Source organism: Mesorhizobium sp. B2-9-1 (assembly GCF_006439455.1).
GTDB lineage: Bacteria > Pseudomonadota > Alphaproteobacteria > Rhizobiales > Rhizobiaceae > Mesorhizobium.
This window is the reverse complement of record NZ_VFTP01000005.1, coordinates 275,369-300,651: the sequence shown is the minus strand read 5'-3', so window position 1 is coordinate 300,651 and position 25,283 is coordinate 275,369. Positions and strand designations below refer to the sequence as shown.

Annotated in this window: 27 protein-coding genes and 1 tRNA gene; 10 read left to right on the top strand and 18 right to left on the bottom strand. The window is 64.7% G+C overall.

The genetic code is table 11. The features are described from left to right. Positions 1–85: 85 nt before the first annotated feature. The 9 genes from FJW05_RS13480 to FJW05_RS13440 all read right to left on the bottom strand — a co-directional run bounded on the left by FJW05_RS13480 (position 86) and on the right by FJW05_RS13440 (position 9,870). A complete protein-coding gene (locus FJW05_RS13480; protein ID WP_181164935.1) occupies positions 86–589 on the bottom strand; it encodes a hypothetical protein in 504 nt (167 codons plus the stop codon). Positions 590–701: 112 nt separating this feature from the next. Further along, the gene (locus tag FJW05_RS13475; RefSeq protein ID WP_140632664.1) at positions 702–1,688 is read right to left on the bottom strand and encodes an ABC transporter permease; all 987 of its coding nucleotides are present in this window, start codon (positions 1,686–1,688) and stop codon (positions 702–704) included. Then, a complete protein-coding gene (locus tag FJW05_RS13470; RefSeq protein ID WP_140632661.1) occupies positions 1,685–2,671 on the bottom strand; it encodes an ABC transporter permease in 987 nt (328 codons plus the stop codon). Before FJW05_RS13470 ends, FJW05_RS13475 begins: the two co-directional genes overlap by 4 nt. Beyond that, positions 2,668–4,212, bottom strand: a complete 1,545-nt coding sequence (locus FJW05_RS13465; RefSeq protein WP_140632738.1) for a sugar ABC transporter ATP-binding protein — start codon at positions 4,210–4,212, stop codon at positions 2,668–2,670. Before FJW05_RS13465 ends, FJW05_RS13470 begins: the two co-directional genes overlap by 4 nt. Before the next feature lie 219 nt (positions 4,213–4,431). Further along, the gene (locus tag FJW05_RS13460) at positions 4,432–5,466 is read right to left on the bottom strand and encodes an ABC transporter substrate-binding protein (protein WP_095766235.1); all 1,035 of its coding nucleotides are present in this window, start codon (positions 5,464–5,466) and stop codon (positions 4,432–4,434) included. 71 nt (positions 5,467–5,537) lie between these two features. After that, positions 5,538–6,449 (bottom strand): sugar phosphate isomerase/epimerase, encoded by a 912-nt coding sequence (locus tag FJW05_RS13455; RefSeq protein ID WP_140632658.1) that lies wholly within the window; start codon positions 6,447–6,449, stop codon positions 5,538–5,540. A gap of 19 nt (positions 6,450–6,468) precedes the next feature. Next, positions 6,469–7,983: a mannitol dehydrogenase family protein gene (locus FJW05_RS13450; RefSeq protein ID WP_246673408.1), complete on the bottom strand. Its 1,515-nt coding sequence runs from the start codon at positions 7,981–7,983 to the stop codon at positions 6,469–6,471. Positions 7,984–7,991: 8 nt separating this feature from the next. After that, the gene (locus tag FJW05_RS13445) at positions 7,992–8,774 is read right to left on the bottom strand and encodes an SDR family oxidoreductase (protein WP_140545498.1); all 783 of its coding nucleotides are present in this window, start codon (positions 8,772–8,774) and stop codon (positions 7,992–7,994) included. A gap of 196 nt (positions 8,775–8,970) precedes the next feature. Beyond that, entirely contained in the window at positions 8,971–9,870 is a 900-nt protein-coding gene (locus FJW05_RS13440) for a MurR/RpiR family transcriptional regulator (RefSeq protein ID WP_140632652.1), read from the bottom strand. Positions 9,871–10,062: 192 nt separating this feature from the next. Here FJW05_RS13440 and FJW05_RS13435 point away from each other — a divergent pair, with 192 nt between their 5' ends. Beyond that, a complete protein-coding gene (locus tag FJW05_RS13435; RefSeq protein ID WP_140632649.1) occupies positions 10,063–11,247 on the top strand; it encodes a Gfo/Idh/MocA family oxidoreductase in 1,185 nt (394 codons plus the stop codon). A gap of 30 nt (positions 11,248–11,277) precedes the next feature. Here FJW05_RS13435 and FJW05_RS13430 read toward each other — a convergent pair whose 3' ends face one another. Further along, positions 11,278–12,117 (bottom strand): TetR/AcrR family transcriptional regulator, encoded by an 840-nt coding sequence (locus FJW05_RS13430; RefSeq protein ID WP_246673394.1) that lies wholly within the window; start codon positions 12,115–12,117, stop codon positions 11,278–11,280. Between the two features lie 7 nt (positions 12,118–12,124). Here FJW05_RS13430 and FJW05_RS13425 point away from each other — a divergent pair, with 7 nt between their 5' ends. After that, a complete protein-coding gene (locus tag FJW05_RS13425; protein ID WP_181164934.1) occupies positions 12,125–12,772 on the top strand; it encodes a methyltransferase domain-containing protein in 648 nt (215 codons plus the stop codon). A gap of 21 nt (positions 12,773–12,793) precedes the next feature. On the opposite strand, the gene FJW05_RS13420 is transcribed toward FJW05_RS13425, so the two are convergent. The 3 genes from FJW05_RS13420 to FJW05_RS13410 are packed head-to-tail and all read right to left on the bottom strand — an operon-like array spanning position 12,794 to position 15,871. Further along, the gene (locus FJW05_RS13420) at positions 12,794–13,654 is read right to left on the bottom strand and encodes a carbohydrate ABC transporter permease (protein WP_140632643.1); all 861 of its coding nucleotides are present in this window, start codon (positions 13,652–13,654) and stop codon (positions 12,794–12,796) included. Then, positions 13,651–14,541 carry a sugar ABC transporter permease gene (locus FJW05_RS13415; protein ID WP_140632640.1) on the bottom strand — a complete coding sequence of 297 codons (891 nt, stop codon included), beginning with the start codon at positions 14,539–14,541 and terminating at the stop codon, positions 13,651–13,653. The genes FJW05_RS13420 and FJW05_RS13415 overlap by 4 nt, the downstream gene beginning before the upstream one ends. Positions 14,542–14,578: 37 nt before the next feature. Then, on the bottom strand, positions 14,579–15,871 hold the full coding sequence (locus tag FJW05_RS13410) for a sugar ABC transporter substrate-binding protein (RefSeq protein WP_140632637.1): 1,293 nt from the start codon (positions 15,869–15,871) through the stop codon (positions 14,579–14,581). Between the two features lie 283 nt (positions 15,872–16,154). On the opposite strand from FJW05_RS13410, the gene FJW05_RS13405 reads away from it, so the two are divergent. The 3 genes from FJW05_RS13405 to FJW05_RS13395 are packed head-to-tail and all read left to right on the top strand — an operon-like array spanning position 16,155 to position 18,605. Then, the gene (locus FJW05_RS13405) at positions 16,155–17,027 is read left to right on the top strand and encodes an ROK family protein (protein ID WP_140632634.1); all 873 of its coding nucleotides are present in this window, start codon (positions 16,155–16,157) and stop codon (positions 17,025–17,027) included. Next, positions 17,024–17,791: a GntR family transcriptional regulator gene (locus FJW05_RS13400; protein ID WP_140632631.1), complete on the top strand. Its 768-nt coding sequence runs from the start codon at positions 17,024–17,026 to the stop codon at positions 17,789–17,791. The genes FJW05_RS13405 and FJW05_RS13400 overlap by 4 nt, the downstream gene beginning before the upstream one ends. Before the next feature lie 22 nt (positions 17,792–17,813). Next, on the top strand, positions 17,814–18,605 hold the full coding sequence (locus tag FJW05_RS13395; protein WP_095766248.1) for an SIS domain-containing protein: 792 nt from the start codon (positions 17,814–17,816) through the stop codon (positions 18,603–18,605). Between the two features lie 41 nt (positions 18,606–18,646). Here the strand turns inward: FJW05_RS13395 and FJW05_RS13390 are convergent, their stop codons facing one another. Then, positions 18,647–18,829 carry a hypothetical protein gene (locus tag FJW05_RS13390; protein WP_095766249.1) on the bottom strand — a complete coding sequence of 61 codons (183 nt, stop codon included), beginning with the start codon at positions 18,827–18,829 and terminating at the stop codon, positions 18,647–18,649. Positions 18,830–19,130: 301 nt separating this feature from the next. Here FJW05_RS13390 and FJW05_RS13385 point away from each other — a divergent pair, with 301 nt between their 5' ends. Then, positions 19,131–19,565, top strand: coding sequence for a hypothetical protein (locus tag FJW05_RS13385; RefSeq protein WP_140546328.1), 435 nt, complete (start codon positions 19,131–19,133; stop codon positions 19,563–19,565). A 77-nt stretch (positions 19,566–19,642) separates the two neighbouring features. Here the strand turns inward: FJW05_RS13385 and FJW05_RS13380 are convergent, their stop codons facing one another. The 3 genes from FJW05_RS13380 to FJW05_RS13370 form a co-directional block, all read right to left on the bottom strand. Continuing rightward, entirely contained in the window at positions 19,643–20,833 is a 1,191-nt protein-coding gene (locus FJW05_RS13380) for an NADH-quinone oxidoreductase subunit D (protein WP_140546329.1), read from the bottom strand. A gap of 79 nt (positions 20,834–20,912) precedes the next feature. Then, complete coding sequence (locus FJW05_RS13375; protein ID WP_246673392.1) at positions 20,913–21,317, bottom strand: hypothetical protein; 405 nt, start codon at positions 21,315–21,317, stop codon at positions 20,913–20,915. 89 nt (positions 21,318–21,406) lie between these two features. Then, the gene (locus FJW05_RS13370; protein WP_181164933.1) at positions 21,407–22,018 is read right to left on the bottom strand and encodes an alpha-ketoglutarate-dependent dioxygenase AlkB; all 612 of its coding nucleotides are present in this window, start codon (positions 22,016–22,018) and stop codon (positions 21,407–21,409) included. A 95-nt stretch (positions 22,019–22,113) separates the two neighbouring features. Between FJW05_RS13370 and FJW05_RS13365 the strand changes: the two genes are divergently transcribed. Next, on the top strand, positions 22,114–22,344 hold the full coding sequence (locus FJW05_RS13365) for a KTSC domain-containing protein (protein ID WP_140546332.1): 231 nt from the start codon (positions 22,114–22,116) through the stop codon (positions 22,342–22,344). A 17-nt stretch (positions 22,345–22,361) separates the two neighbouring features. Here FJW05_RS13365 and FJW05_RS13360 read toward each other — a convergent pair. Next, positions 22,362–22,451: transfer RNA gene (locus tag FJW05_RS13360), tRNA-Ser, on the bottom strand. 455 nt (positions 22,452–22,906) lie between these two features. On the opposite strand from FJW05_RS13360, the gene FJW05_RS13355 reads away from it, so the two are divergent. The 3 genes from FJW05_RS13355 (at position 22,907) to FJW05_RS13345 (ending at position 25,245) form a co-directional block, all read left to right on the top strand. Continuing rightward, positions 22,907–23,608 carry a DUF2569 family protein gene (locus tag FJW05_RS13355; protein ID WP_140632625.1) on the top strand — a complete coding sequence of 234 codons (702 nt, stop codon included), beginning with the start codon at positions 22,907–22,909 and terminating at the stop codon, positions 23,606–23,608. A gap of 84 nt (positions 23,609–23,692) precedes the next feature. After that, positions 23,693–24,019 (top strand): hypothetical protein, encoded by a 327-nt coding sequence (locus FJW05_RS13350; protein ID WP_140632622.1) that lies wholly within the window; start codon positions 23,693–23,695, stop codon positions 24,017–24,019. A gap of 236 nt (positions 24,020–24,255) precedes the next feature. Next, entirely contained in the window at positions 24,256–25,245 is a 990-nt protein-coding gene (locus tag FJW05_RS13345) for a BMP family ABC transporter substrate-binding protein (RefSeq protein ID WP_140632619.1), read from the top strand. Positions 25,246–25,283 lie beyond the last annotated feature (38 nt).

Below are 25,283 nucleotides of genomic sequence, written 5' to 3'. Positions count from 1 at the left end.
TCGCCGGCTTGCAAATGTTCTGCTTCGACCCTCGCTCGATGTCTTCCTGTCCTGGTCCCGCATAAGGCGACAGCGCGGTTTTGGCTCAGACGCCCGCAATCGCCAAGAGCCAGGCCAGAATGTCGAGCAGCAGAAAGAGCAGCGCGATCTGCAGAGCCACGCGCAGGCGCTGGATGATTCGCCAGTTGGCGGCCATGTCCGCCTTGATGCGAAGAGCAAGGGCGCGGTGCATCGCCGACATCGATGCCGGCCCATCGCCATCGACATATTGATGCAGCAATTCTTCCGGATCGAAGCGGAATGAGTATTGGTGATAAGGCCAAAGCATGAAGACGATGAGCCCGCCGATGCTGAACAGCAGGGACACCGCAATCCATTCCCAAAGCCCAAGCCCGTCGGAAAGGGCCGCGCCGCCGAGCAGCGAGTTCGCGAATGCCGTGGCGAAGATCAGGCTCCCGGCGCGGGTGCTCATGTTCTCCACCACGGTCTGCTGATGGGTGAGACCTCTCACCGCCTCCTGATAGATGAACGCAAGACGAGGATCATCGTCGGCGGGACTGTTTGCAGCAGCACGCGAACGCTCGGCCATAAGGGGTGCCTCTCCGATGCGACAGGGATGAGCCGCCTTAATCCTTATTTTATGCATGTCGTTGCCGCAAAACCGCTGCACACTTTTGCGCGACATGCCTTAGCTCAAAATACTACCGATCCTCGATGATCCTCAAATACGCCGCCGTCACGAACAGCACGATGAAGCCGAACAAAATGCGGCGGCCGCCTTCGGGCATCTGCAGGATGGTGAGCAGCGTCGTCAGTACGGTCAAGATCAGCGCGCCGACGATGGTGCCGGTGTAGCCGCCGCGACCGCCGAAGATCGAGGTGCCGCCGATGACGGCTGCCGCCACGGATGGCAGCACCAGTGGCTCGGCGAGCGACAGCGAGGGCGCCTTGATCAGGCCGATATAGAGCAGGCCGGTGATGCCGGCGAGCAGGCTGGAGAGGACGTAGAGCGCGGTGATCACCTGCCAGTAGCGGACGCCTGACAGGCGCGCGGCGCGTTCATTATCGCCGACGGCGTAAAGCAGGCGGCCGAAGCCGGTGCGGTTCAGCATGAAGACGATCAGCACCGCCACCGGCACGAACAGGAAGAGCGCGTTGGGAAAGCCGTAGGTAAGGCCGGTGCCCAGCCAGTTGAGGAAATCGGGAATCCTGGCACCGGACGCGATGACGGTGCGCTGATAGACCTGCAGGAAGCCGGTACCTATCAGGCTGGTGCCCAGCGTCATGATCAGCGGATGCACTAGAAACACGCCGACGCCGATGCCATTGACGAGGCCGATCAGCACGGCGGGCAGCATGGCCAGCAGGAAAGCCACCGCGGGATCCTGGTTGACGATTTGCGTCGCCATGATGAAGGCGCTCATCGTCGCCACGGTGCCGACCGAGAGGTCGATGCCGCCGGTCAGCATCGTCATGGTCTGGCAGCCGGCCAGGATCGCCAGCGGGATGGCGAATTTCGCCGTGTTGGCGATCCAGCGCTCGTTGACGATGCCCGGACGCAGGACCTGCAGGATCGCCACGAGGACGATCAAAAGAATGATCAGCGGAATGAGCGGCCGGTCCGCCATGAAGCGCTTCAAGCGGCGCCCGAACGAGACGGGCTGGGGCATGGTCGCGATGTCGGTCATGGCGTTGCTCCCACCGGACGGCCGCGGATGGTGATGAAGGCGCCGAACATCACGACCGCGACCATGATCGCGCCTTCGATGATGGCGGTCACGTTCGGATCGATGGCCAGAAGCGTCAGGTCGGTGCGCACCAGCCGCAGCACGAAGACGGCGATGATCGGCCCGAGCAGGCCGCCCTTGCCGCCGCCGAGCGCGACGCCGCCCAGCACCACGGCGGCGACGCTGGCGAGCAGATAAGGCCCGGGAATGGGCGCGCCGATGCCGGTGCTGATGGTGAGAGACAATCCGCCCATCGCGGCGAACAGGCCGGAGAGCGCATAGGCGACGATCCTGGTTCGCGCTACCGGCACGCCGCTGCGAAAGGCGGCGAGCTCGTCGCTGCCGATGGCATAGATGGAGAGGCCAAGCCGCGAGCGCCTGAGCGGAATCCACACGATGCAGAGGCAGATGACGAGGAGCACCAGGGCTTTCGGAACCCAGGCGTCGGCCCAGTCCGGCAGGCTAGGGATGGGCGCGGTGCCGACGACGCTTGCCTTCAGCCACTCGGCGGCGGCGCCGCCGGGAGCACCAAGCACAAGCAGCGCCGCGCCTTGGAGCACGAACAACATGGCCAAGGTGACTACGATGTCTGGCACGCGGGTGACGACGATGAGAACGCCGTTCAGAGCGCCGAGCACCAACCCCATGGCCAGCACGAAGGGCACGACGAACAATGCATATTCCTCGCTGGCGCCGTTCATCATCGAGGCGGCGGTCACGCTGGTCAGCGCCATCATGGCGGCGACCGACAGATCGATGCCGCCGGCGATGACGACGACGGTCTGGGCCGCAACGGCAAAGGCGTAAGGCAGAACCGCCCGCGCCAGCGAACCGAAATCGCCGCTGCCATAGCCCGGCTGGATCAGCTTGGTGACGACGAAGACAAAGATCAGCAGGGCGAACAGGCCTGCCACCCAGCCCTGGTTGCGCAAGAAGCGGCTCATGACGCGGCCTCGGCGCTGGAACCCGGTTTGACCTCCGCAAGGATGCCGACATCCGCCCTGGCGCCGCGCGGCAGGCCGTAGGCCGCCCGCATCAATGCCGCTTCGTCGGCTTCTTCGACCGGGAAAGTGTCGACGACGCGGCCGCCGAAGATGACGATGACGCGGTCGCAGACACGCTGCACCTCTTCCATCTCGGATGTGTAGAACAGCACCGACTTACCCTGACCGGCGAGCTCGCGCAGCAGCTTATAGATCTCCTGCTTGGTGCCGACATCGATGCCGCGCGTCGCGTCGAAGCAAAGGATGGTGCGGGCGTTGGCGGCGATCCAGCGGGCGATGGTCACCTTCTGCTGGTTGCCGCCGGACAGGCGCTGCACTTCGCCTTGGGCGCGGGTGTCGATCTGCAACCTACCGATGGCGCTGGAAACCACCACCTGCTCTCGGCGCATGCGGATCGGGCCCCATTTGCGCGCCGCCGCGCTAAAGGGCAGCGCGATGTTCTCGCGCACCGAGCGCTGCATGGCCAAGGCCTCGGCGCGGTCGCCCGGCACATAGGCGATGCCGGCCTGGATGGCGTCGCTCGGATGCGAGAATTTGACCGGCGCGCCGTCGACGTCGATGCTGCCGCCGGTCGGACGGATCGAGCCGGCAAGCGCGGCGAAGAGCTCGTCCTGGCCCTGGCCCTCGAGCGCAAAGACGCCGGCGACCTCGCCATTGGCGAGATCGAAGGAGACATCGTTGAGCTTGGTGCCAAGCTGCAGGTTGCGGACCGACAATCGCGGACGACCGCCGCCGGCGACTGCCGCTTCATTCGCCGCGCGCGCGGCGACGCGCGTCTTCTCGATGCGGGTGCCGAGCATCATCTCGACTATTCTTTCCTCGATGCCGGGCTCGATGTCGACGACACCGACGGTTGCGCCGTCGCGCAGCACGGTGGCGCGGTCGCAGAGCGCGGAGATCTCGACGAAACGGTGCGAGATGAAGATGACGGAGCGGCCGGCCTCGCCCTGGCGGCGCACGACCGCAAGCACCTTCTCGGCGAGATTCGCCGGTAGCGCGGCAGTCATCTCGTCGAGAAGAAGCACGTCGGGCTCGACGGCGAGCGCGCGCGCCAGGTCGAGCACGCGCAGGATGGCCAAGGGGATATGACGCGCCGTCTCGCGGATGTCGAGGTCGGGAATGCCGAGCTCGCGCACCCAGGCGCGGAACGGCTCGACCGGCGTGCCGGTGAGCCGCAGATTGGACAGGACATCGAGATCGGGGATCAGCGAAGGTTCCTGGTAGACCGGCAGCAGGCCGGCGCGGCGGGCGGCGGCGGGCGAGCGGACATCGAGCTGCTGGCCGCGGATCAGGATACGCCCGGCATCCGCTTTGATCGCCCCCGTCAGGATCTTCACCAGTGTCGACTTGCCGGCGCCATTGGCGCCCATCAGCGCGTGCACCTCGCCCGGCAACACGGACAAAGAGGCGTTGCGCAGCGCGGCAACCGCACCATAGTTCTTCGCTACGCCGGTGGCGTCGAGGAGAGGGCTTTGCGGCAACGGGTTTGTTGTCAAATCGTGTGATTCTCGTTCCAGAAACTAATGCAGGCGGCGGCTGACCTCCTCCTTCTCCCCTTGTGGGAGAAGGTGTCGCCGAAGGCGCGGGGTGTTCCAGCGGAGTGAGACGTTGGCGTCCCCTGGAACACCCCTCATCCGCCTCGGCGCTATGCGCCGATCCACCTTCTCCCACAAGGGGAGAAGGCAGAGGCGTCTCGTCTCTTACTCGCCCGGACCCTTGCAGGCGATGATCTGATCCTTGGTGTAAGTCGTCCAATCCGGGATCGAGATCGAGACCGGCCATTCGGGGCTGAGCGAGGGGTCGACGACGCTCTTCAGCTTGGCCTTGCCTTCGTCGGTGGCGTTTTCCCAGAGCTGCGGCTCGACCAGGACGGTCTGCTGCGCCGGCTTCTTGCCGTCCAGGATCTGGAGCGCCAGCGTCACGCCGGCGCCGCCGATCGAGCCGGGATTGGTGACGGCCGCGCCCACCAGGCCCTTGACCGAGCTCAACTGACCGACGAAGCCGGCATTGTCGGCGCCGACCACAGGCACCATCGGCGCCTGCTGCTCGACCAGCGCGTCGACGATGACGTTGTCGATGCCCGAGGTCCAGATGCCGTTGATCGGGGTGCCGGTGGCGAGGAAGGAGAGGATCTGCTGCTTGGCCTGATCCTGCTGCCAGCCGGTGAAGACCTCCTGCGCGACCTTCACGTCGGGGAATTCGGCGAGCGCCTTCTTGAAGCCTTTGTCGCGATCCGAGTCGGCCGAAGCGCCGGCGGCGCCGCGCATGTAGAGCACCTCGCCCTTGCCGCCCATCTGCTGGAACAGCCACTTGGCGCCGAGATAGGCATATTGTTCCTGGTTGTTGGAGATGATGTAGGCGGACGGCTCTGTCACCGCCTGGTCGACGGCGACGACGACGATGCCGGCCTTGGTGGCTTCCTCGAGGCCGGCCTTGATGCCTGCCGGATCGGCCGGGTTGACGACGATGGCGTCGACCTTGGCGCTGATCAGGTTGCGGATGTCCTCGAGCTGGCCGGCGGCGTCGGTGTTGCGGTGGGCGATGTTGAGCTTCGCCACCTCGCCGGATGCGAGCGCCTGCGCCTTCATCGCGCAGATCATTTCCTCGCGCCAGCCATTGCCCTGCACGGTGTTGGAAATGCCGATCGTGTACTTGCCGGCGGCGGCCGAGGCGCCCACCGAGGCAAGCAGCGCGGCGCCGGCAAGGAGCGAGGCCACGGTCAGATGTCTTTTCATTTCAGTACTCCTCCACATTGATTTTTTCAGTTCAGTTCCAGGCTCTGATTCAGTCGGAGCCAAGCTTTTCGTCATTTGATGAAAGGACGCAGCACGTCGCGGGCCAGCAGGAAGCCGCGCTTGACCTTTTCATCCGTCCCCTCGAAGCGCCGGTCCTCATGCTCGATGACGACCGGCCCGTCATAGCCGGCCCGGTAGAGCCCCGAAAAAACCCTGCTCCAGTCGATGTCCCCAAGCCCCGGCATGCGCGGCACCTGCCAGCCTATGCCAGCCGAAAGGATTCCGCGCTCGTACAAACCATCATGATCAATCATCAGATCCTTGGCGTGCACATGCAGCATGTTTGCGCCGAACTCGCGGATGAAGCGCTCCTTGTCGATCATCTGCCAGACGAGATGCGAAGGATCGAAATTCATACCGACGTCGCCGCCCCAGGCTTCCAGGATGCGGCGCCAGACATAGGGCGAGTAGGCGATGTTGTGCCCGCCCGGCCATTCGTCATAGCTGAAGATCATCGGGCAGTTCTCGAACGCGAGTTTTACGCTATGCTCGCGGGCGTGGGCGATGATAGCCGGCCAGACTTTCTGCGCGTCTTCCCAGTTGGCATCGATAGTCTTCGAAGCGTCGCCGCCGCAGAAGGTGTTGACGAGCGGCACGCCCATGCGGCTCGCAAGCACGATCACCTTCCTCAGATGATCGATCACCGCTTCGCGATGCGCTTGGTCGGGATGGAGCGGATTGGGATAGAAGCCGAGACCCGAGATGGTCAGGCCCTTGCCGGCGAGCTCAGCGGCGACGTCCTTGGCCTCAGCGGCCGGGACGTCCACGTCAATATGGCTGGTGCCGGCATAGCGGCGGCTCGCCCCGGAGGTCTTCGGCCAGCAGGCGATTTCCAGCGCCTCGAAGCCGGCCGAGCGCGCCCAATCGGCGACTTCGCCGAGCGGCGTGTCGGGGAATGGTGCTGTCAGCAGTCCAAGCTTCATGGTCCCTCCCGGTTGCTAACTATGCAGATCGCGCCGGCTGCTTCAACCGCGCATCGGTTGACCCAGCGCAGACCTGTCCGACAAAGCCCATCGGATCGCCCGAAAGCAAACCATCGAGCCCGGCGACGACATGGGTACGGAATTTGGCGTTGGCGGCCAAGGCCGGGTCGAAGATAGCGTCGATGGCGAGGATCGAATCGACGAGCGGTTTGGTGTCCGCACCGATGCGATCGGCGATGGCGGCGATCTTGTCGGCAAACGGATCGGACACCTGCCAGGCGCGGCCGAAGCGGGCAGAAGCTTTGATCAGATAAGCCATCCAGCCGGCGACCGGCACCGAGAGGAGCGCAATGCCCTCGCCCTTCGCCAGCCGGTCGCGGATCGGGTTGAGCAGGCGCTGCACGATTTTCTGCGAGCCGTCGGTGGCGATCTGATGGTTGCGGTGACGGATTGCGGTGTTGGTGAGGCGCGACAGGCTCTGCTCGATGTAGGCCGTCGGCGCTATGCCGGGCACGGGCGTCAGCGTCGGCAGCATTTCCTCCGTCAGCATGCGCCGGACGAAACGGGACAGAAGCGGATCGGCGATGGCGTCCGAAGTGTGCTCGAACCCGCCCAAGACCCCGAGATAGCTGAGCGTCGTCTGGGCACCGTTCAGCACACGCATCTTGAGGTGCTCGAATGGCGTGACGTCGTCGACGAAGGTCGCGCCGACAAGGTCCCAGCGCGGGACGCGGCCGGCGAAGCGGTTCTCGATCACCCATTGGCGGAAGCGCTCGCCGACGACGACGGCGCCGTCGCTGTAGCCGAAGCGCTGCTCGACGGAGTCGATATCGACCTCGGTCGTCGCCGGCGCGATGCGATCGACCATGGCCGACGGGAAGGCGACATTGGCTTCGATCCAGTCCGCCAGCTTGCTGCCGCGCCGTTCGGCGAACGTGCGTACGACATTGCCGAGGATGATGCCGTTGGTCGGGATGTTGTCGCAGGAGAGCAGCGTCACCGGCCTGCCATGCGTGGCCATGCGCAATTCCAGCGCGCGCGCCAGGATGCCGGGCACGCTGCGCGGCGCCTCGGGAATGGCGAGGTCGTGCACGATATCGGGATGGTCGAGGTCGAGCGCGCCGCTCGACGGGATATGGCAATAGCCTTTCTCGGTCACCGTCATGGTGACCGTCTCGATGTCGGGCGAGGCGAGCACATCCAGCGCCGGCGCCGCGCTGTCCTGGCTGTCGACGACGCGCATGATGCTGCCGATGACGCGCGCTTCGACCTCGTCGTTCTGGCGGATCAGCCGCGTGTAGAGGCCGTCCTGGCGCCCCAGCGTGTCGGCCAGCAAGGGAAGGCGGATGTTGATGCCGACCAGCCCCCAGCGATCGAAATCCTTCGCCAGAAGATCGTCGGTGTATTCGGCCTGATGGCAGCGGTGAAAGGCGCCGACGCCGATATGAGCGATCCCGGGCTTCAGCGCAGCGCGATCGTAAGCCGGCTTGCGAACCTCCGATGGCAAGCGGCCGAGCAGGGCAGGGCTGAGCATCTCGGCGTTCACCGGTTGGCTCCGATCACCCATTGCTCCTGGTCGATCAGCGCGCCGGTCATCGGGCCGGCCGCGTCGGAAAGCAGGAAGACGGCAAGATTGGCGATGTCGGTCACGGAGAACAGCCGGCCGAAGGGTTGTGTCGCATTGGCCGCGTCGAGCCAGCCCGGACCGTGGCCGAGCGTCTCGGCCTGCATGATCCGTTCGGCCGGCGTGTCGGTCCAGCCGACATTGATGCCGTTGACGCGGATGCGGTCGAAGCGGTGCGCATTGGCGGCGTTCTTGGTCAGCGTCGCCAGCGCGCCCTTGGTGGCGGAATAGACGGCAAGCTCCGGCGAGCCGCAATGCGCGTTGATCGACAGGATGTTGACGATCGAGCCGCCCTGTCCGCGTTTCTTCATATCGGCGATTGCCGCCTGCATCAGGAAGAAGGGCGCGCGGGCGTTGACGGCAAACAGCGATGCCCAATCGTCGAGCGTGCCATCGACGAAAGAAGCGCGGTCGGTCAGGCCGGCGGCGTTGACTAGGCCGTCGATACGACTGAAGTGGTCGATGCAGGCTTGCGCCAGCCGCGCCGGGGCCTCGGGGTCGGCGAGATCGGCAGCAGCGAAGGCGGCGGGAGTGCCCATGGCCGAGAGTTCGGCGGCGGCAGCATCGCCGCGCTTCTGGTCCCGCCCGGTGATCAGCAAGCCGGCGGCGCCGGAGCGCGCAAGCGTCTCGGCGATCGCCCGGCCGATGCCTTGCGTCGCGCCGGTGACCAGCACCACCTTGCCGTCGAGACGAACCTCCATTCCTCCTCCCGGAACAAAGTTTCCATTTTCTAAAATATGGAACGATGGTTCTCTTTAGTCAATCGTGCTAGAGCGGTTCATCGTTTTCATGGAACCGGTGAACCGCTCTATCTCCTTGTCTTTCGCAATTCCGGATGGAAGGTTACGGCGAAGACGCCGAACTTAACCGCTCACACTTTTCCAGGAATTGCTCTTGTCAGCCTGTCCGCTGCGCGACGACGCCGTGGACCAACGCCATGCCGACCGCAAGCGAGGCGGCAAGCGAGCGGAAACCGCCAAAGTCCTGCTCGACCACTTCAAGCCAGGTGTCGGAGAGTTTTGCCAGCGGCGAAAACGTGCTGTCGGTAATGGTGAGGATGCAGGCCTTGCGCTCATGCGCCACGGCGACGAGATCGGGCGTGATCGAATTGTAGGGACTGAAGGAGACGGCCAGCACCGCGTCGCGCGGCGTGATGCAGCCGACCTGGTCGAGCGCCGTCGAGCCGACATTGTCGACCAGTACATTGCGCACGCCCTGCTGCGAGAGCGTCAGCGACAGATAGGTGGTGACGGGGAAGGCGCGCTTGCTGCCGATGACGTAGATCAACTCGGCCGCCGCCAGGCGATCGACCATCGTCTCGAAAGCCGCGATATCGAAATCATTGCCGATGCGGCCGAGCGAGATCTGGCAGGCACCGACCATGCCGTTGAGGAAATGCAGGTTGGCGTTCGGCTCCGCGGCCTTGTCCTGGCCGCCTTGCGTGTCCGGCCAGGAGCCCTTCATGCGGTCCTTGAACAGGAGCTGGAAATCGGAAAAGCCGGAATAGCCGAAGATCTGCGCGAAGCGCACCAGGGTTGAAGGCTGCACGCCGGCCTGGTCCGCCACTTGCGCGATCGTGCCCAACGCCACTTCGCTCGGATGCTGCCAGAGGAAGATCGCCACCTGGCGAAGCCGCTTCGGAAAATGCACGGTTCCCGACGCAAGCACCGCCCGCAATTCCTCGTAGGTTTGCGGTTTCGTGTAGCCAAGCGCTGCCAGCGAACGGCTCCGTTTTCTTGCCGCCGTCTCCAGACGATCTGTGGACGGTTCTTCAGCCGCTCCGCGATGGCCGCTCATAGGATATGCCTCATCGTGATCCCAACCATTGGATGCGTCGTCCGATCCCCGTCCTCCCGGATGCGCCCGATCGCCTGGTCCTAGGGTTAAAAAGCTAACGCGGCACAATCGTTTTACAAAACAAAAAATAGAAATATCATTTCGAAAACATCCGCGCCGGCCGGCATGCCGAAGCTTGGGAGAATCGCAGTCATGGTCTATGCAACCGCTGACGGTATCTCGCGTCAACGTCTCCGGGTCGGCATGGTCGGAGGCGGCCGCAACGCCTTCATCGGCGCCGTGCACCGGCTGGCGATGCGGCTCGACGACCAGATCGCGCTGGTCGCCGGCGCGCTGTCCTCGGATCCGGAAAATGCCGCAGCCTCCGCCGCGGAGATCGGCATCGCGCGTGAGCGCAGTTATGCCGACTACCGCGCCATGGCGACGGCCGAAGCGGCGCGGGCCGATGGCATCGAGGCGGTGGTCATCGTCACGCCCAACCATCTGCACGCGCCGGTCGCGACCGCCTTCCTCGAGGCCGGCATCGACGTGATCTGCGACAAGCCGCTGTCGACGACGCTTGCCGAGGCCAAGGCGCTGGTTGCGCTGACAAAAGCGAAGCAGCGCCGTTTTGTCGTCACGCTCAACAATACCGGCTACGCCATGGTCCGCCAGGCGCGCGAAATGGTGGCGGCGGGCGAGCTCGGCCGCATCGTTTCGGTGCATGGCGCCTACATCCAGGACTGGCTGACCAGGCCAATCGACGCCGAGGGCCAGAAGCAGGCGGAATGGCGCACCGATCCGGCGCGCGCCGGGCAGTCGGCGGTGCTCGCCGACATCGGCGTGCATGCCTTCAACCTGGCAAGCTTCGTCTCCGGCTTCGAGGCCGAGGCGGTTTCGGCCGACCTCTTCACCGCCGTGCCGGGACGGCGGCTCGACGACAACGCGCATGTGCTGCTGCGCTGGGCGGGCGGGGCGCGCGGCACGATCCTCGCCAGCCAGACCTCGCCCGGCCACTACAATGACCTTTCGGTACGCATCTATGGCGAGAAGGCCGGGCTCGAATGGTTTGGATCGCGGCCGGAGGAACTGCGCTTCTCGCCCTATGGCGAGGAAACCCGTACGCTGGTGCGCGGCGGCCATGGCTCGACGGCGGAAGCCCGGCGCGTCTCGCGCATGCCGGCGGCCCATCCCGAAGGCTATATCGAGGCCTTCGCCAATTTCTACCGCGACGCCGCCGACATTATTCGCGCACACCGCTCGGGTGCTGCCGTAGACGCCGGGCGCGCGGCGCAGGTACCCGACGTGGTCGACGGCGCGCGCGGCGTGAAGTTTGTCGCCGCCGCGGTGGAGTCGAGCGCGGCGGGAGGGGCTTGGACGGCGGCGCGGTTTGGATAAGCGCTGCGTCTCTTGCGTCCTTGAGACCGATCAATCGGTATCGCGGCTTGCAGCCGGGAGATCGACCTGCCGGCGCTCGTCGCCCATCAGGTGTGAAAGCCCCTCGAGCGCCAGGCGCCGGAACATGGCGTCGACCTGGGACGGAGACAATTTCGGCTTTCGCTCGAACCACCAATTCAGCGTGGTGAGGAAGGCGCCGACGATGAATTGCACGACGAAGTCGCGCGGGATGGCATCGCCATGAAGAGTAGGGGGCAGTTCCTGCCGCACCATTTCCGACAGCGCAAGGCGAATTTCGTTCTCCGTCACGGCGCCGCCCCGCCCGCCGATCATCGTGCGGTAATGGTCGGTATATCGGGCCGCATGCTCGAACATGGCCGTGCTGAAACCTAGCGGATCGTCGTGCGATGCTTCGGCTCCAGCGGGCGCCACCGACTGCGCCTCTTTGAGCTCCTCCCGAAGCATCTGGAAGCCGCTGCGCAGCAAGTCCTCCTTGCCGGTATAATGCGCATAGAATGTCGAGCGGCCGACATCGGCTTCGTCGATAATGTCCTGCACCGAAAGGGCCTCGTAGCCTTTGCGCAACATCAGCGCCAGCAGCGCCTCGTGGAGAGCTTTGCGGGTGCGGGCGGCCCTCCGGTCGATTTCCCGGGGCATTGGTTTCGCTCCTTTGCCGTCACGGATTGGGCGACTTTTCCGGGACAGCGGGCTCGGATTGTCCGGTAACGAACGTTCCACCCGCTTCTTCCGTCGAAAGTCCCGAACAAGCTGTCCATTATCATACGAGCTGTTTCGAAACTGCGCCAGCCGCGGTCGCTGTGCCGGTATCGGCCGGACCTTGCGCTGCTGAACAAAGGACGTGACGAACATGCACCATATGCGAAGCGAAGCACACGCAGGGGCCGCAATCGGCCATGAGGCCAACAGGGGTATCGGCTTTCCGCGCCTCTATGATCTGCTGGTGTTCATATTAACCCGTGGGCGCGACAAGGCCTATCGCGAGGCTATGCTCGATCTGGCCGGCCTGGCGCCGGGCTTCCACTTGCTGGACGTCGGATGTGGCACCGGCACCCAGGCGATTTCGGCCTGGCGCCGCGTGCAGCCCGGTGGATCGGTGGTTGGGGTCGACGTCTCCGAAAAGATGCTTGCCGCCGCCCGCCGCAAGGCGAGCCGGGCGGGTCTCGACATCGCGTTTCACCATGCCGATGCGGCCAAGCTACCGTTCGAAGAAGGTCGCTTCGATGTCGTCACCTTCACGACGGTGCTGCATATGGTGCCGGAGGCAAGGCACGGCTTCTGCCTGCGTGAGGCCGCGCGCGTTCTGCCCCCCGGCGGGCGGCTGCTGCTGATCGATTACGCCGGACCGGTGGGCGAGCGCAGACACCTGTCGGCAAAGCACGGCCCGCATGGCCAATTCGACCTGCACCGCCTTCGCGAACCGCTGGCGGCAGCCGGGTTCGAGCGCATAGAAGGCGGCCCGCTCAACTGGCTCGGCCTGCATTACCTGCGGGGCATCAAATCATGAACACTGCGGTCGTGCTGATGGCTACCCCTTGATTGCCGAGCCAACGATCGAATCGACGAAGAAGCGCTGCAGGAAGACGAAGAGCACCAGCGGCGGCAGCACGGCGAGCGTTGCACCGGCCATCACCAGGCCGGTGTTGACGGCGCCGCGGTTGTAGCTGAGCAGTCGGCTCAGGCTGATAACGATCGGATAGGCGTCGGCATTGCCCTGCAGCACGGTGAGCGGCCAGAGATAGCTGTTCCAGTGATAGACGAAGGCGAAGAGCGCAAGCGCTGCGATCGCGGGTGCTACGCTCGGCGCCACGATCTTGTAGAGGATGAGCAGCTCGGAGGCGCCGTCCATGCGCGCGGCGTCGATCAGCTCGTCCGGCACGCCGGCGATGAACTGGCGCATCAGGAAGATGCCGAACGCGTTGGCGAGGTTGGGCACGATGATGCCGGCGAGGCTGGCGTTCAGCCCGATCGAGCCGACCATGCGGTAGAGTGGGATCAGCGTCACGATCGGCGGCAGGAACATCGTGGCGATCAGCAGCGAGAAGAGCAGCGAGCGGCCCGGGAAGGAATATTTGGCGAAGGCGTAGCCGGCCATCATGCTGGTGACCAGGATGCCGGCGGTGGTGACCGAGGCGATGAAAAGCGAATTCCACATCGAGCGCCCAAGATTGATAACGCCGGCGACCTTTTCATAGGCCTCCAAGGTCGGCGTATGCGGGAGCCAGACCGGCGGCACCTGCATGGTCTCGGCCGGCGTCTTCAGGCTGGACAGTACCATCCAGGCCAGCGGGAAGGCGGATGCGACGGCGACCAGAAGCATTGCGGTCGCGAGCAGCGCTTGGCGGCCCGATGGGCGTTTGCGGGTGAGCGATCGGGTTGGAGCGCTCATTCGCTGTCCTTGCGGTTGACGAAGGCAAACAGCGCCGAGACGCAAACGATCAGCGACAGCATCAGCATCACCGCCATGGCGGAGCCCAGCCCGCCCTGCGCGCGTTCGATGCCGACGCGGCGGATGTGGTAGGTCAGCACGTTGGTCGAGCCGACCGGTCCGCCTTGCGTGATCAGCGCCACCGGCTCGAACACCTGCACCGCATTGATGATGGCAATGACCGCGCTGAACAGAAGCGTGCGGCGAAGCAAGGGCAGGGTTATGAAGCGGAACTGCTCGCGTCCGTTGGCGCCGTCGAGCGTCGCCGCCTCATAGAGGCTGCCCGGGATCTGCGTCAGGCCGGCGATGGCGAGCACCGTGAAATAGCCGACCTGCTGCCAGACATTGAGGAAGACGATGGAGACCAGCGCCGAGCGCGGCGAGGAGAGCCAGGGCTGCGGACCGATGCCGGCCAGGCCGAGCAGCTGGTTGAACGGTCCCTCGCTCGGCGAATAAAGCTTCGACCAGACCAGCGCCACCGCGATCATCGGCACCATGTAGGTGGAAAACAGCACCGTGCGCAGCGCCGTGCCGCCGGCGACCTCGCGCTGGTAGACCATCAGGCCGAAGGCGACCGACAGCGGCAGGATGAGAACGACGGACAGCGCGGTGTAGATCGCGGTGTTGAGCAGGGCCGTCTTGAAATCGCGGCCGACCGAGGTGGGGCCGAAAATCTCGTGGAAATTGCCAAGCCCGACGAAGCTTGCCTCGGAAAAGGGCGTCTGCGTCGACCAGTCCTGGAAGGACAGCCACACGGTCAGCAGCATCGGCAGCAGCACGAACACGCCGATCAATGTCACGGCGGGCGCAAGCATGATGCCCGCCGAGGCACGAAAAGCTTTGGCCATTCATCGGACCCAAAACATGCCGGGCTGAAACCCGACTCTATTTCGCCGCGCGCTCCAGGATCGACGTGGCGTCGGTCTGCGCATTCGCCTGCGCATCCTTGGCCGAGACCTGGCCATACTGCAACGCCTCGAGCGTCTGCTGCAGCGATTCCGAGAATTCCTGGCCGCCGAGCACGACAGGGAAGGGGCGCGCATCGGCAAGCACCGAGACGTAGCCGGACAGGAATTCGGAGCCGAGCTTGTCCTTGTGCGCCTCGATGTCGGAAGTGCGTGACGGCAGGATGCCCATCGACATCAATATGTCGGACATGGCCGAGGCGCCGTTCTTGCCCGACTTCGGGCTATTCAGCCAGGCGAGGAACTCCCAGGCTGCCTTCTGCTCGGCCTCGCCGGCCTTGGCGTTGACGACGGTCATCCAGGAATAGGAGATCGAATGCGGCTTGTCGCCGCTTGGGCCGACGGGGATGGGAGCGGTGGCGATGTTTGCGAACTTGTCGCCCATGCCGGTCTTCAGCGCGCTTTCCCACCAGTTGGCCATGATGATCATGCCGGTCTTGCCGGAGACGAAATTGTCAAGGAACGGACCCGTGGTGTTGGCGTCTGCCGTTGCCATCGCCGGATTGCTCGCGCCGGACTTTATCAAGTCTTCATAGAGCGCGAAGGTTTCGCCGGCCTGGGGACTGTCCAGCGCCGGCTTGCCGTCCTTGACCAGGTTGCCACCATTGGAGACGAGCAGCGAGGCGAAAGGATGGACCACGCCCGCCGCCCATGAGTTGATCATGCCGAAGCCCTGCTGGCCCTTGGCCTTGTCGGTCAGCTTCGCGGCGGCATCCTTGAGTTCGGCCCAGGTCTTGGGCGGGGCGGCGATGCCCGCTTCCTTGAACAGCGCCTTGTTGTAGTTCAGCGCGTAGACGTCGATCTCGTTCGGAATACCGTAGAGCGTGCCGCCGACCGAGGCGGCGCTGACGACGCCCGCCGGCCAGGCGCTTTTCACCTCGGCTGCCACCGCATCGGGAGCGGGGGCGACGAGCTTGTCCTTTGCCAGTTCCGGCAGCCACAGATCGTAGATGCCGCCGATCGTCGGACCATCGGACGAGCCGCCCTGCGAGCGCAGCGTGGTCAAGAGATCGCCGAACGGAACCGCACGCACGGTGACGGCGACATCCTGGTGCTCCTTGGAAAAATCCTTGGCCGCCGCTTCGAGCAGCGCCACCGTCTCCGGCGACCAATGCGTCAGGTAGGAGATGTTGACCGATTGCGCCCAGCCGGTCGCGGGCAGCGCAATAAGTCCCGCGGCGAATCCAAGCTTCGAGATCCAGGCAAGCGACATCGGCGTCCTCCACATAAAGCCATGACCAGCGTGGATGACGTTATGACAAGTTTGAGCAAAGGCGCAAGCCCCTTTGCATGCGAAACGTTGGGAGCACGTTTGCAGATGAAAAACTAGATGACGTCGATCCATTCAGATAACGTACATAAAATCAGCAAGATAAGATGTAGTTCCTGGGCCGACCGCCGATCGATGGGTAGCCGTCAACGTCTTTTCGGCTCTTGCGGACGACATCATGTCGTTATAATGACATCTGAAAAAACGCTGACCGGAGCCGCGATACATGACACGGGTCCTCGCCATCGATCTCGGCGGCACCAATCTGCGCGCCGCCGTCCATAACGGCGACATCGACGGCCTGGCGCGACAGGTCCCCGAGCCGGCGCCGGCGAGCCTCGACGCGTTCGTGACGCGCGTCCGCACGCTTGCGGCCGCAGGCGAGGCCGAAGCGCTCGGGCTTGCCGTGCCGGGACTTGTCGAGGGCTCCGCATGCCGCTGGATACCGAATCTGCCCTGGCTCGACGGCGTCGACATCGCGGCGCTGTTTCCCGACCTTCGCGTGGCGGTCGGCAATGACGCGCAGATCGCGCTGCTCGCGGAAGCGGCGAAAGGCGCGGCCGAGGGTGTCTCCGACGCGATCCTGCTGGCCATCGGCACCGGCATCGGCTCGGCGGTGCTGGCCAATGGCCGCATCGTCGCCGGCGCGCATGGCGGCGCCTGTTCCTTCGGCTGGGCCTGCGCCGACGTCAGGGACCATGGCGAGGATCGCAGTGGCTGGCTGGAACGTGTCGCCTCCGGCCGTGCGCTGGACGCCCTTGCCGCACAGATCGGACTGGCCGACAGCCGCCAGCTGATCGCCGCCGCCAAAGCAGGCCAGCTTGCCGCACAGACCCTGCTCGAGGTGCCGGCGCGCCAGCTCGGCACGGCGCTCGCTGGCGCGGTCGGGTTGCTCGATCCAGGCGTCATCCTGGTCTCGGGCGGCCTGGCCGATGCGCTGGATGTGATTGCGCCGCCATTGCTTGCGGCGCTACGGCGTCAATTGCCGCCGCATCTGCGCGGCATCGAACTTAGGCCTGGAAAATTCGGCTCCCGCGCCGGCCTGATCGGTGCTGCGCTTGCCGGACAGGCGGGAAGCGGGTGGAGGCAGATCCGATGAGCGAAGCGAGCTTTCAGCAGCCGGACCGCAGGCGACCGGAGCCGCTCTGGTACCAGGTCGAGGAGGCGATCCGCGCCATCGTCAAGAGCGGCGAGTGGGCGACCGGCGACCAGATCCCGGCCGAGGACAGGCTCTGCGCGCTGTTCGGCGTCAGCCGCATCACGCTTCGCCACGCGCTGCGCAATCTTGAGGAAAGCGGACTGCTCAGGCGCGAGCATGGAAGGGGCACCTTCGTGCGCTCGGCGACACTGGTCGCCGGCACGCGCGAGCTCACCTCCTTCACCCAGGAGATGGGCAATATCGGCGTGGTCGCCGGCTCGCGCCTGCTCGACTGCAGCCTGACGACGGCGAGTGCGGCGGCGGCCGGCGCGCTGGAGATCGAGGAGGGCGATCCTGTCGTGCGGATCCGGCGGTTGAGGCTCGGCAACAACGAGCCGATCGGCATCCAGACGGCGCAACTGGCGGCCGCGCGCGTGCCGGGCTTTCTCGATGCCGGCCTGCTCAAGGGCTCGCTCTATGAGGCGTTGGAGCGTCAGTACGGCATCGTGCCGGTCGAGGCGCGCGAGAACTACCGCGTCGGCGCGGTCAGCGCCGCCGATGCCGAGCTGCTCGACCTGCCCGCGGGCAGTCCCGCCTTCGTCGTCGAGCGCATCACCATCGACGAGCGCGGCCCGTTCGAATTCACCGTCTCGGTCATGCGCGGCGACCGCTACGAGATACGCTCGACGCTGCGCGCCGGCCGCCTTCCAAACACCAGAAGCTGACACGATCAACAGGAGTACCGAAGTGTCCGATCTCTACATTCCCCGTCTCGCCGCCCTCATCGAGCAGGCATCGAAGGCCAATGAAGAAGCCTTCGGCCAGGCGGCGAGCCGCTTTGCCGACACGCTGCAAAATGGCGGGCTGGTCCATCTCTACGGTTCGGGCCATTCGGTGCTGCCGGCGCAGGAGATGTTCCCGCGCTATGGCAGCTTCGTCGGCTTCAATCCGCTGACCGACCCGCGCGTGATGTGGCACAACGTGCTCGGCGCAGGCGGCGTGCGCGAGCTTTTGTGGCTGGAGCGGACCGAGAAATATGCCGAGAAGTTCCTCGACCATCAGCCGCTGAACAAGGGCGATTCCATCATCATCTTCGGCCATAGCGGCCGCAATTCCTCCGGCATCGACACCGCGCTCTATGCCAAGAAGCGCGGCATCTTCGTCGTCGCGGTCACCAGCAAGAACAATCTCGACAAGCCGGCCACGCATTCCTCCGGCAAGCGGCTGGCGGACGCCGCCGACCTCGTCATCGACACCTGCTCGCCGATCGAGGACGCGGTGGTGCCGATCGAAGGCTGGAGCCGCCCGGTGTCGGGCTCGTCGACGGTGCTGGCGATGATCATGGCGCATGAGCTGCTTGCCCGCACGGCCGAGCAATTGTCGAAGCGCGGCATCGAGCTGCCGGTCTTCGCCTCGCCGACCATTGCGGGCGTGACGCTGCATGACACCGACGTCATCTACGGCGTCTACCGCGAACGCATGATCGAGGCGCAGAAGAAGCACCTGCCGACCTTCCAGGCGACGATGCGCGGGGAATGATCAGGCGGCGGGAGGCGCATCAGGCGCCTCCCGCGAGCCGTTCAAATCCGGCGCCGCCTGGTTGCGGAATGCCTGGGCGGCGCGTCATTCTCATCGGGATTGGGGATCGGCTCCTCGTCGGGCAGCCGGTCCGGCTCCGGCTCGCGCACCGGTTTCGGTTCCGGGATGGGCGGCGGCGTGGGCACGGGCGTGGGAGATGGGTCCGGATTGGGGAGAATGGCCATCGCGTTTTCCTTCCGTTCGATGCCTTGGCAAGGCCTGCTGCGAATCCCAAAAACCGGGATGTCCTGCCCGACCTGAACTGATGGAGGTGACCGCTGCATTCGGAGGCTTCGTCTGGAGCGATCGGCGGCGCAAGCTGGCAGAACGGCCACGCCCGCGGATGGTTCCAACACGATCGCGGCGCGCGACGGCGGCAGACAATGATCAAATGATTCCACCTGCCTGTTTCGGCTCTTGCCGGCGTCGGTCGGCGCCTTAAATCCCGTTGTGGACGGGGGCCATCTGCCGACACAGGAGACGGCCGTGAAGCACCAAACCCTTGATCAGATCAACGCCGTTGCCGACGTTCATGCCGAAGCACCGGCTCTCATCGCCAATCGCGGCCAGCGCCTCGAGCGCTGGGCGCAGCTTCTTGAACAAAATCCCGGCCGCCGCCTCACGGCGCTGGCGGGCACCGAATACGCCTCTGCCGATGTGCGCCAAAGAATGCGTATCGACGGCTCGGCGATAACCATCGCTTTCGAGGACCCGATCTTCCGCGCGCAAGGCCTGCGGGACGACACTTACGGCGAAGCCAAGCGCTTCTTCGAAATGAGCGACTGGCAGCTGCATGAAGTCGTCTGCCATTGCCATGTCGGCGCCAACATGCCGGCCCGCTGGGCGGCCTCGCGCGTGCGCGCGGCGATCTCCCCGGGCGCCGGCATCTTTGCCTGGCTGAGGGCGGTGTTCATGCGTTAGAGCGGTTCCGTCGGCGGGATCGCGTCGGGCTCGACGGTTGGCGGAGACGAAGGAGAGGCGCCGGGCTCTCCTTCGCGTCAGCGATCGATCTCGCCGAAGACGATGTCGAGCGAGCCGATGATCGCCGCGACATCGGCCACCATATGCCCGCGCGACAGGAAATCCATCGCCTGGAGATGGGCGAAGGATGGCGCGCGTATCTTGCAGCGATAGGGAACGTTGCTGCCGTCCGAGACCAGATAGACGCCGAACTCGCCTTTCGGCGCCTCGACCGCGGCATAGACCTCTCCGGGCGGCACGCGGTGGCCTTCGGTATAAAGCTTGAAATGATGGATGGTCGCTTCCATCGAGCGCTTCATGGTGGCGCGCGGCGGCGGCGTGATCTTCTGGTTCGGCACGGCGACAGGACCCTGGCCATCGGATGAGCGCAGCTTTTCCAGGCACTGCCGCATGATCCGCACCGACTGCCGCATCTCTTCCATCCGCACCAGATAGCGATCGTAACAGTCGCCGTGCTTGCCGATGGGGATGTCGAAATCCATTTCGGGATAGCATTCATAGGGCTGCGCCTTGCGCAGGTCCCAGGCGGCGCCCGAGCCGCGTACCATGGGGCCGGAGAAGCCCATGGCCCAGGCGTCGTCGAGCGAGATCACGCCGACATCGACATTGCGCTGCTTGAAGATGCGGTTGTCGGTGAGCAGGCCCTCGAGATTGTCGCAGGCCTTCAGGAACGGATCGCAGAAATCCCAGATGTCGTCGAGCAGCTTTTCCGGCAGGTCCTGATGGACGCCGCCGACGCGGAAATAGTTCGCGTGCATACGCGCGCCTGAGGCGCGTTCATAAAACACCATCAACTTCTCGCGTTCGGCGAAACCCCATAGCGGCGGCGTCAGGGCACCGATATCCATGGCCTGCGTGGTGACGTTGAGAAGATGCGACAGGAGCCGCCCGATCTCGCAAAACAGCACGCGGATCAGTTGGCCGCGCCGGGGGACGGACAGCTCGAGCAGCTTTTCAGCGGCAAGGCAGAAGGCATGCTCCTGATTCATCGGCGCGACGTAGTCGAGCCGATCGAAATAAGGCAGGGCCTGCAGATAGTTCTTGTATTCGATCAGCTTTTCGGTGCCGCGATGGAGCAGGCCGATATGCGGATCGGCGCGGTCGACGATCTCGCCGTCCAGTTCCAGCACCAGCCTGAGCACGCCATGCGCCGACGGGTGCTGCGGCCCGAAGTTGAGCATGAAGTTGCGGACCGCGGCTTCGGTCATGACGGCCTCCGCAAGAGTGAGGATCGAAGGCGAACCGCGGCCCGTCGGCCGCCGTTCGGCTGGGTCATGCCCCCAAAGGTCAGGCCGTCGTCTGGATGATCAGCGTCAGGGTGCCGTCACCGTCGATGTTGGCGGCAACGACCTGCGAGGAATTCAGTCCGTTCGCATGCAGAACCGACGTCGCCTCGGGCGAGGCGTCGACCGAGTTCTGCAGCTTGGCCAGTTCCTTGGCGGTCGTCCTGGTGACTATGGCTTCGGCCTGCGCCTTCACTTCCGAGGGCAGGTCCTCCATCGCCACCACGACGATGTTGGTGACGTTCTGGGCGGCATCGTCTTGGCCGGGTTGGGACTGGCCGGGCTGCGGCTGGCCGGGGATGGGCTCCTGGGCTGGCGGCGTCGCTTGCGGCGGCTGCGGATCGGCGCGTTGAGCGGAAGCGGGTTGCGCCAATGCCATTGCCGACAGCGTCAGGACCATCGTCAACATGCGCATCGTCTTTCCTTTCCATCTGGAAAACCTGACGACACAACCCTGGCGCCCCGCGATGGTTCCCGGATAATCGCCGGCGCGGCTGCTTAAAGAGCCCGCATTGTCCGCAACGTCACCGAATAGCGATGGCGTTCGACTGGCGGGATGCTGTGCTCCCACTCGTTCCTGGCCGGCCCTGCCATGAGGTAGAGCGATCTGGGCTCGACCTCGATCGTTTCACGGTCCCATGCCGCGCCGTTCTTGCGGCGCAGCCGGAAGCTGCAGGGCGCGAGCAGGGAAACGCCGGCGACCAGCTCGAAATGCGGCTTGTCCTGATGCCAGCCTATGCCGGCGCCCGGGCGATATTCGTTGATCAGCATTTGCGCGAACTCTGTTGCGGGGATGCACGCGAAAGCGGCGACCTTGGCGCGAAGCGGCAGCAGGAAGTCCGGTATGGGCGGCGCCTCCACGACCTGGCGGCGTTCGTAATCGTAGCGCAAGCCGAAGCCGACGATTTGCCTGTTGGCAAGATGGCCGTGAAAATCGAACGGCTTGAAGGGCAGGCCCCGGATATGACTGACCAGCTCGTGTTCCTCGTCGCGGGTAATCAGGTCCGGCAGGTAGGAGAAGCCTACGGGCATGGGCGGCTGGCTTTCAGGCGCACCGAAGAGATCGCCCTGGAAAGCGTCGCCGGCAGCTCGGTTTTTCAATGATGTCATGCGGCTCAGATAGGCAATCGGGCCCCTTGTGCAAGCCGGCATGGCGGAACCTCGCGGCGCAGGAAGGATTAAGCGTTGGAAGCAGGAGACGGCACATGCCTTCCACCGCGATCCGGACTATCCATTACGATCCGTCGAGGCGGGTCCTCTCGGTATGGTTCGTCCCGACCGGCAAGCGCTATGACTATGAGGACGTAGGACCCGAGGTCTACACCGCTTTCAAGGCGGCCTTCTCAAAAGGACAGTTCTTCAACGAATTCGTGCGCGACCGTTTCAGATATCACCTGGTCGAGCATGAAGGCTCGGCCTGCTCCGAAAAAATATAGAAATCAATCAAGTTGGCTGGCGGAGAGAGCGGGATTCGAACCCGCGTTACGGTTTCCCGTAAACACACTTTCCAGGCGTGCGCCTTCAACCACTCGGCCACCTCTCCGTCTTGGCATCTCGCGTCGGTCGGTTTCGCCGCGCGGGTTGGGGAGATGCTCCCTTGGGAAGTCCTCAACGGATGTCTGGTGTGCCTTCAACCGGCAGGCAACCCTTCCCGGCACCGCTAGCCGTCTAGGCAAACAGGCGCGGGGCTCATCTAGTCGATCCTAAAGCGAATGCCAAGCCATATTGGCATTGCCGCGGCTTTTGCCGTGTATGGGCGCAAAGACAGGGTCAGGGGCGATGCGTTCGAATGATGTGCACAGGCCGATCGCGACGCGCCGGTGATGCTTGACTTCGCCTCCGCCCGGCTGTCGACTGCGCCAAATCTTTGTTTTCATGCAGTCCCGGTGGACGGTTGCGAGCTTTCCCTGGATTGCCGGTTCGGTTTTTTGCAATTCCCGCCGGAAAGCCGCGAGGTGGCTTTCCCGGAATTGCCTGGGCGAGGGGCATCGTCCCGACATGGCATCGATCGACCAGCAACCCGCAGGGCGGCCGGACGGCGGGCTTTCCCTCATCCCGGTGGCGTGGCTCGTCATCGTCATGGGGCTGTCGGCCTACGGGCTGATCTCCTCCTGGCGGCTGATCGGCGACTTCAGCCTGCCCGACAGCGTGTTCTTCCTGGTCTATGGCGGCCTTACCGGCGGCGTCATCACCATCCTGTGGGGGCTGTACCTGCTTGGCCTTGCCTTCAACCGCTCGGCCCGCTTCCCGCGCCATTACACGATCTGGCAGATCGCCATCATCATCTGGCTCCTGGTGCGCCAGGCCTATGTGTTGCTCGTGTCCGACTTCGTCTTCTCGGCCGAGGCGCTGGGCTTCACCGTCGCCGAGATCGCCATCGGCCTGCTCTGCATCTACCTGCTGCGCAACGGGGCCGGTGCCGAGACGATCTACGCCAATCCGGAGACCGAACGGCCGCCGGTCTTCGTCTCGATCCTTGCCGCGCTGCTCGGCATCATCCTTGGCGGCGCGATCGGCGCCTGCGCCGGTTTCTTCGCCGGTTCGCTGATAGCGGACCTGACGCATATGAGCTGCTTCGAGGGCGCCTGCGGATTTTTCGCGGCTTTTGTCGGCCTGGGAGGCCTGATCGTCGGCGCGATCGCCGGCGGTATTTTGGCCGTCTGGCGGGTGAATCGGCGCAGACCGGCGCGGGCTCGCTAATTTCACAGGTCGCGATTGCGCGGGAACCACGCAGGCTCTATGTCGATTGCGGGGTAGACGGGAGCTTTCCCGGGGAGAGCGTCGATGTTGCGTTTCATCTTTCGGCTGGCAGCCATGGTTGCGCTGTCGATCTCCGTGATCATGGCGGTGATTGACACGACACGCTCGGTCGCAGCCTCCTCACTGGTGATGACGCCGCTCAATGCAAGCTGGCTCGCGGTCTCGCCCGATACCCGTGCGGCCTTCGAGACTTTCGTGCGCGCCAAGGCAAGCCCGCTGGTCTGGGACGGCGCCGTCGCCTGGGTGCTCGCGCAACCAGGGTTTGCTGTTTTCGCGGTGCTGGCCTTCCTGCTCTACGCCATCGGCTACCGGCGCAAGCGCCGCGGCGCGGAATTCGCCCCAAGTCCCTGAAGGCCCTTGTTTTGATGCTGTTGCGGCCGGTCGGCCACGGCGAAACCGCCGAGCCCTGCGCCGGTAACCGCTTTTTCCAACAGGTCAAAATTCCACGTGAATTTTGTTTCGCGCCGTGCCAGATTGACCGCGAGCGGGAGGGGCAAAACACTTCCTGCCTGGCGCCGCAAGCCTGCCGGAGAACCGGGCGGGCAGGCGGCGCATAACGGAAAAATAACCGACAGGGTGTGGATCACATGAAACGTATCGTTCTCGGCCTTCTGGCCGCAACTGCAATGGTTCTTCCGGCTTTCGCCGCGGACGTGCAGCCCGCCATTCTCTACGATCTGGGCGGCAAGTTCGACAAATCCTTCAACGAGGCCGCCTATAACGGCGCCGAGAAGTTCAAGAAGGAAACCGGCATCGCCTATGTCGAATTCGAAGTCTCCAACGCCTCGCAGCGCGAGCAGGCGCTGCGCCGCTTCGCCGAGGACGGCCGCAACCCGATCGTCATGGCCGGCTTTTCCTGGGAAGATGCGCTGAAGAAAGTCGCAGCCGAATATACCGACCTCAACTTCGCCATCATCGACGATGCCGTCGACCTGCCCAATGTCCGCTCGCTGGTGTTCAAGGAGAACGAAGGCTCCTATCTCGTCGGCATCCTGGCGGCGATGGCTTCGAAATCGAAGAAGGTCGGCTTCGTTGGCGGCATGGACATCCCGCTGATCCGCAAGTTCGAATGTGGCTATGTCGGCGGCGCCAAGTCGGCCGGCGCGACGGACGTCATCCAGAACATGACCGGCGACACGCCGGCCGCCTGGAACGACCCGGCCAAGGGCGGCGAGATCGCCAAGACGCAGATCGACCAGGGCGCCGACGTGGTCTACGCCGCTGCCGGCGGCACCGGCGTCGGCGTGCTGCAGGCGGCAGCGGATGCCGGCAAGCTCGGCATCGGCGTCGATTCCAACCAGAACGGCCTGCAGCCGGGCAAGGTGCTGACCTCGATGATGAAGCGGGTCGACGTCGCCGTCTACAACACCTTCATGGATGGCAAGAACGGCACCTTCAAAGGCGGCCTCGAAAATCTCGGCCTCAAGGAAGGCGGCGTCGATTACGCCATGGACGACAACAACAAGGCGCTGGTCACCGACGAGATGAAGGCGGCCGTCGAAAAGGCCAAGGCCGACATCATCTTGGGCAAGGTCCAGGTGCACGACTACACCACCGACAACGCCTGCCCGTATTGATCTGCGGCTGAAGCAAGGTTTGAACCGCCGGGCCAACG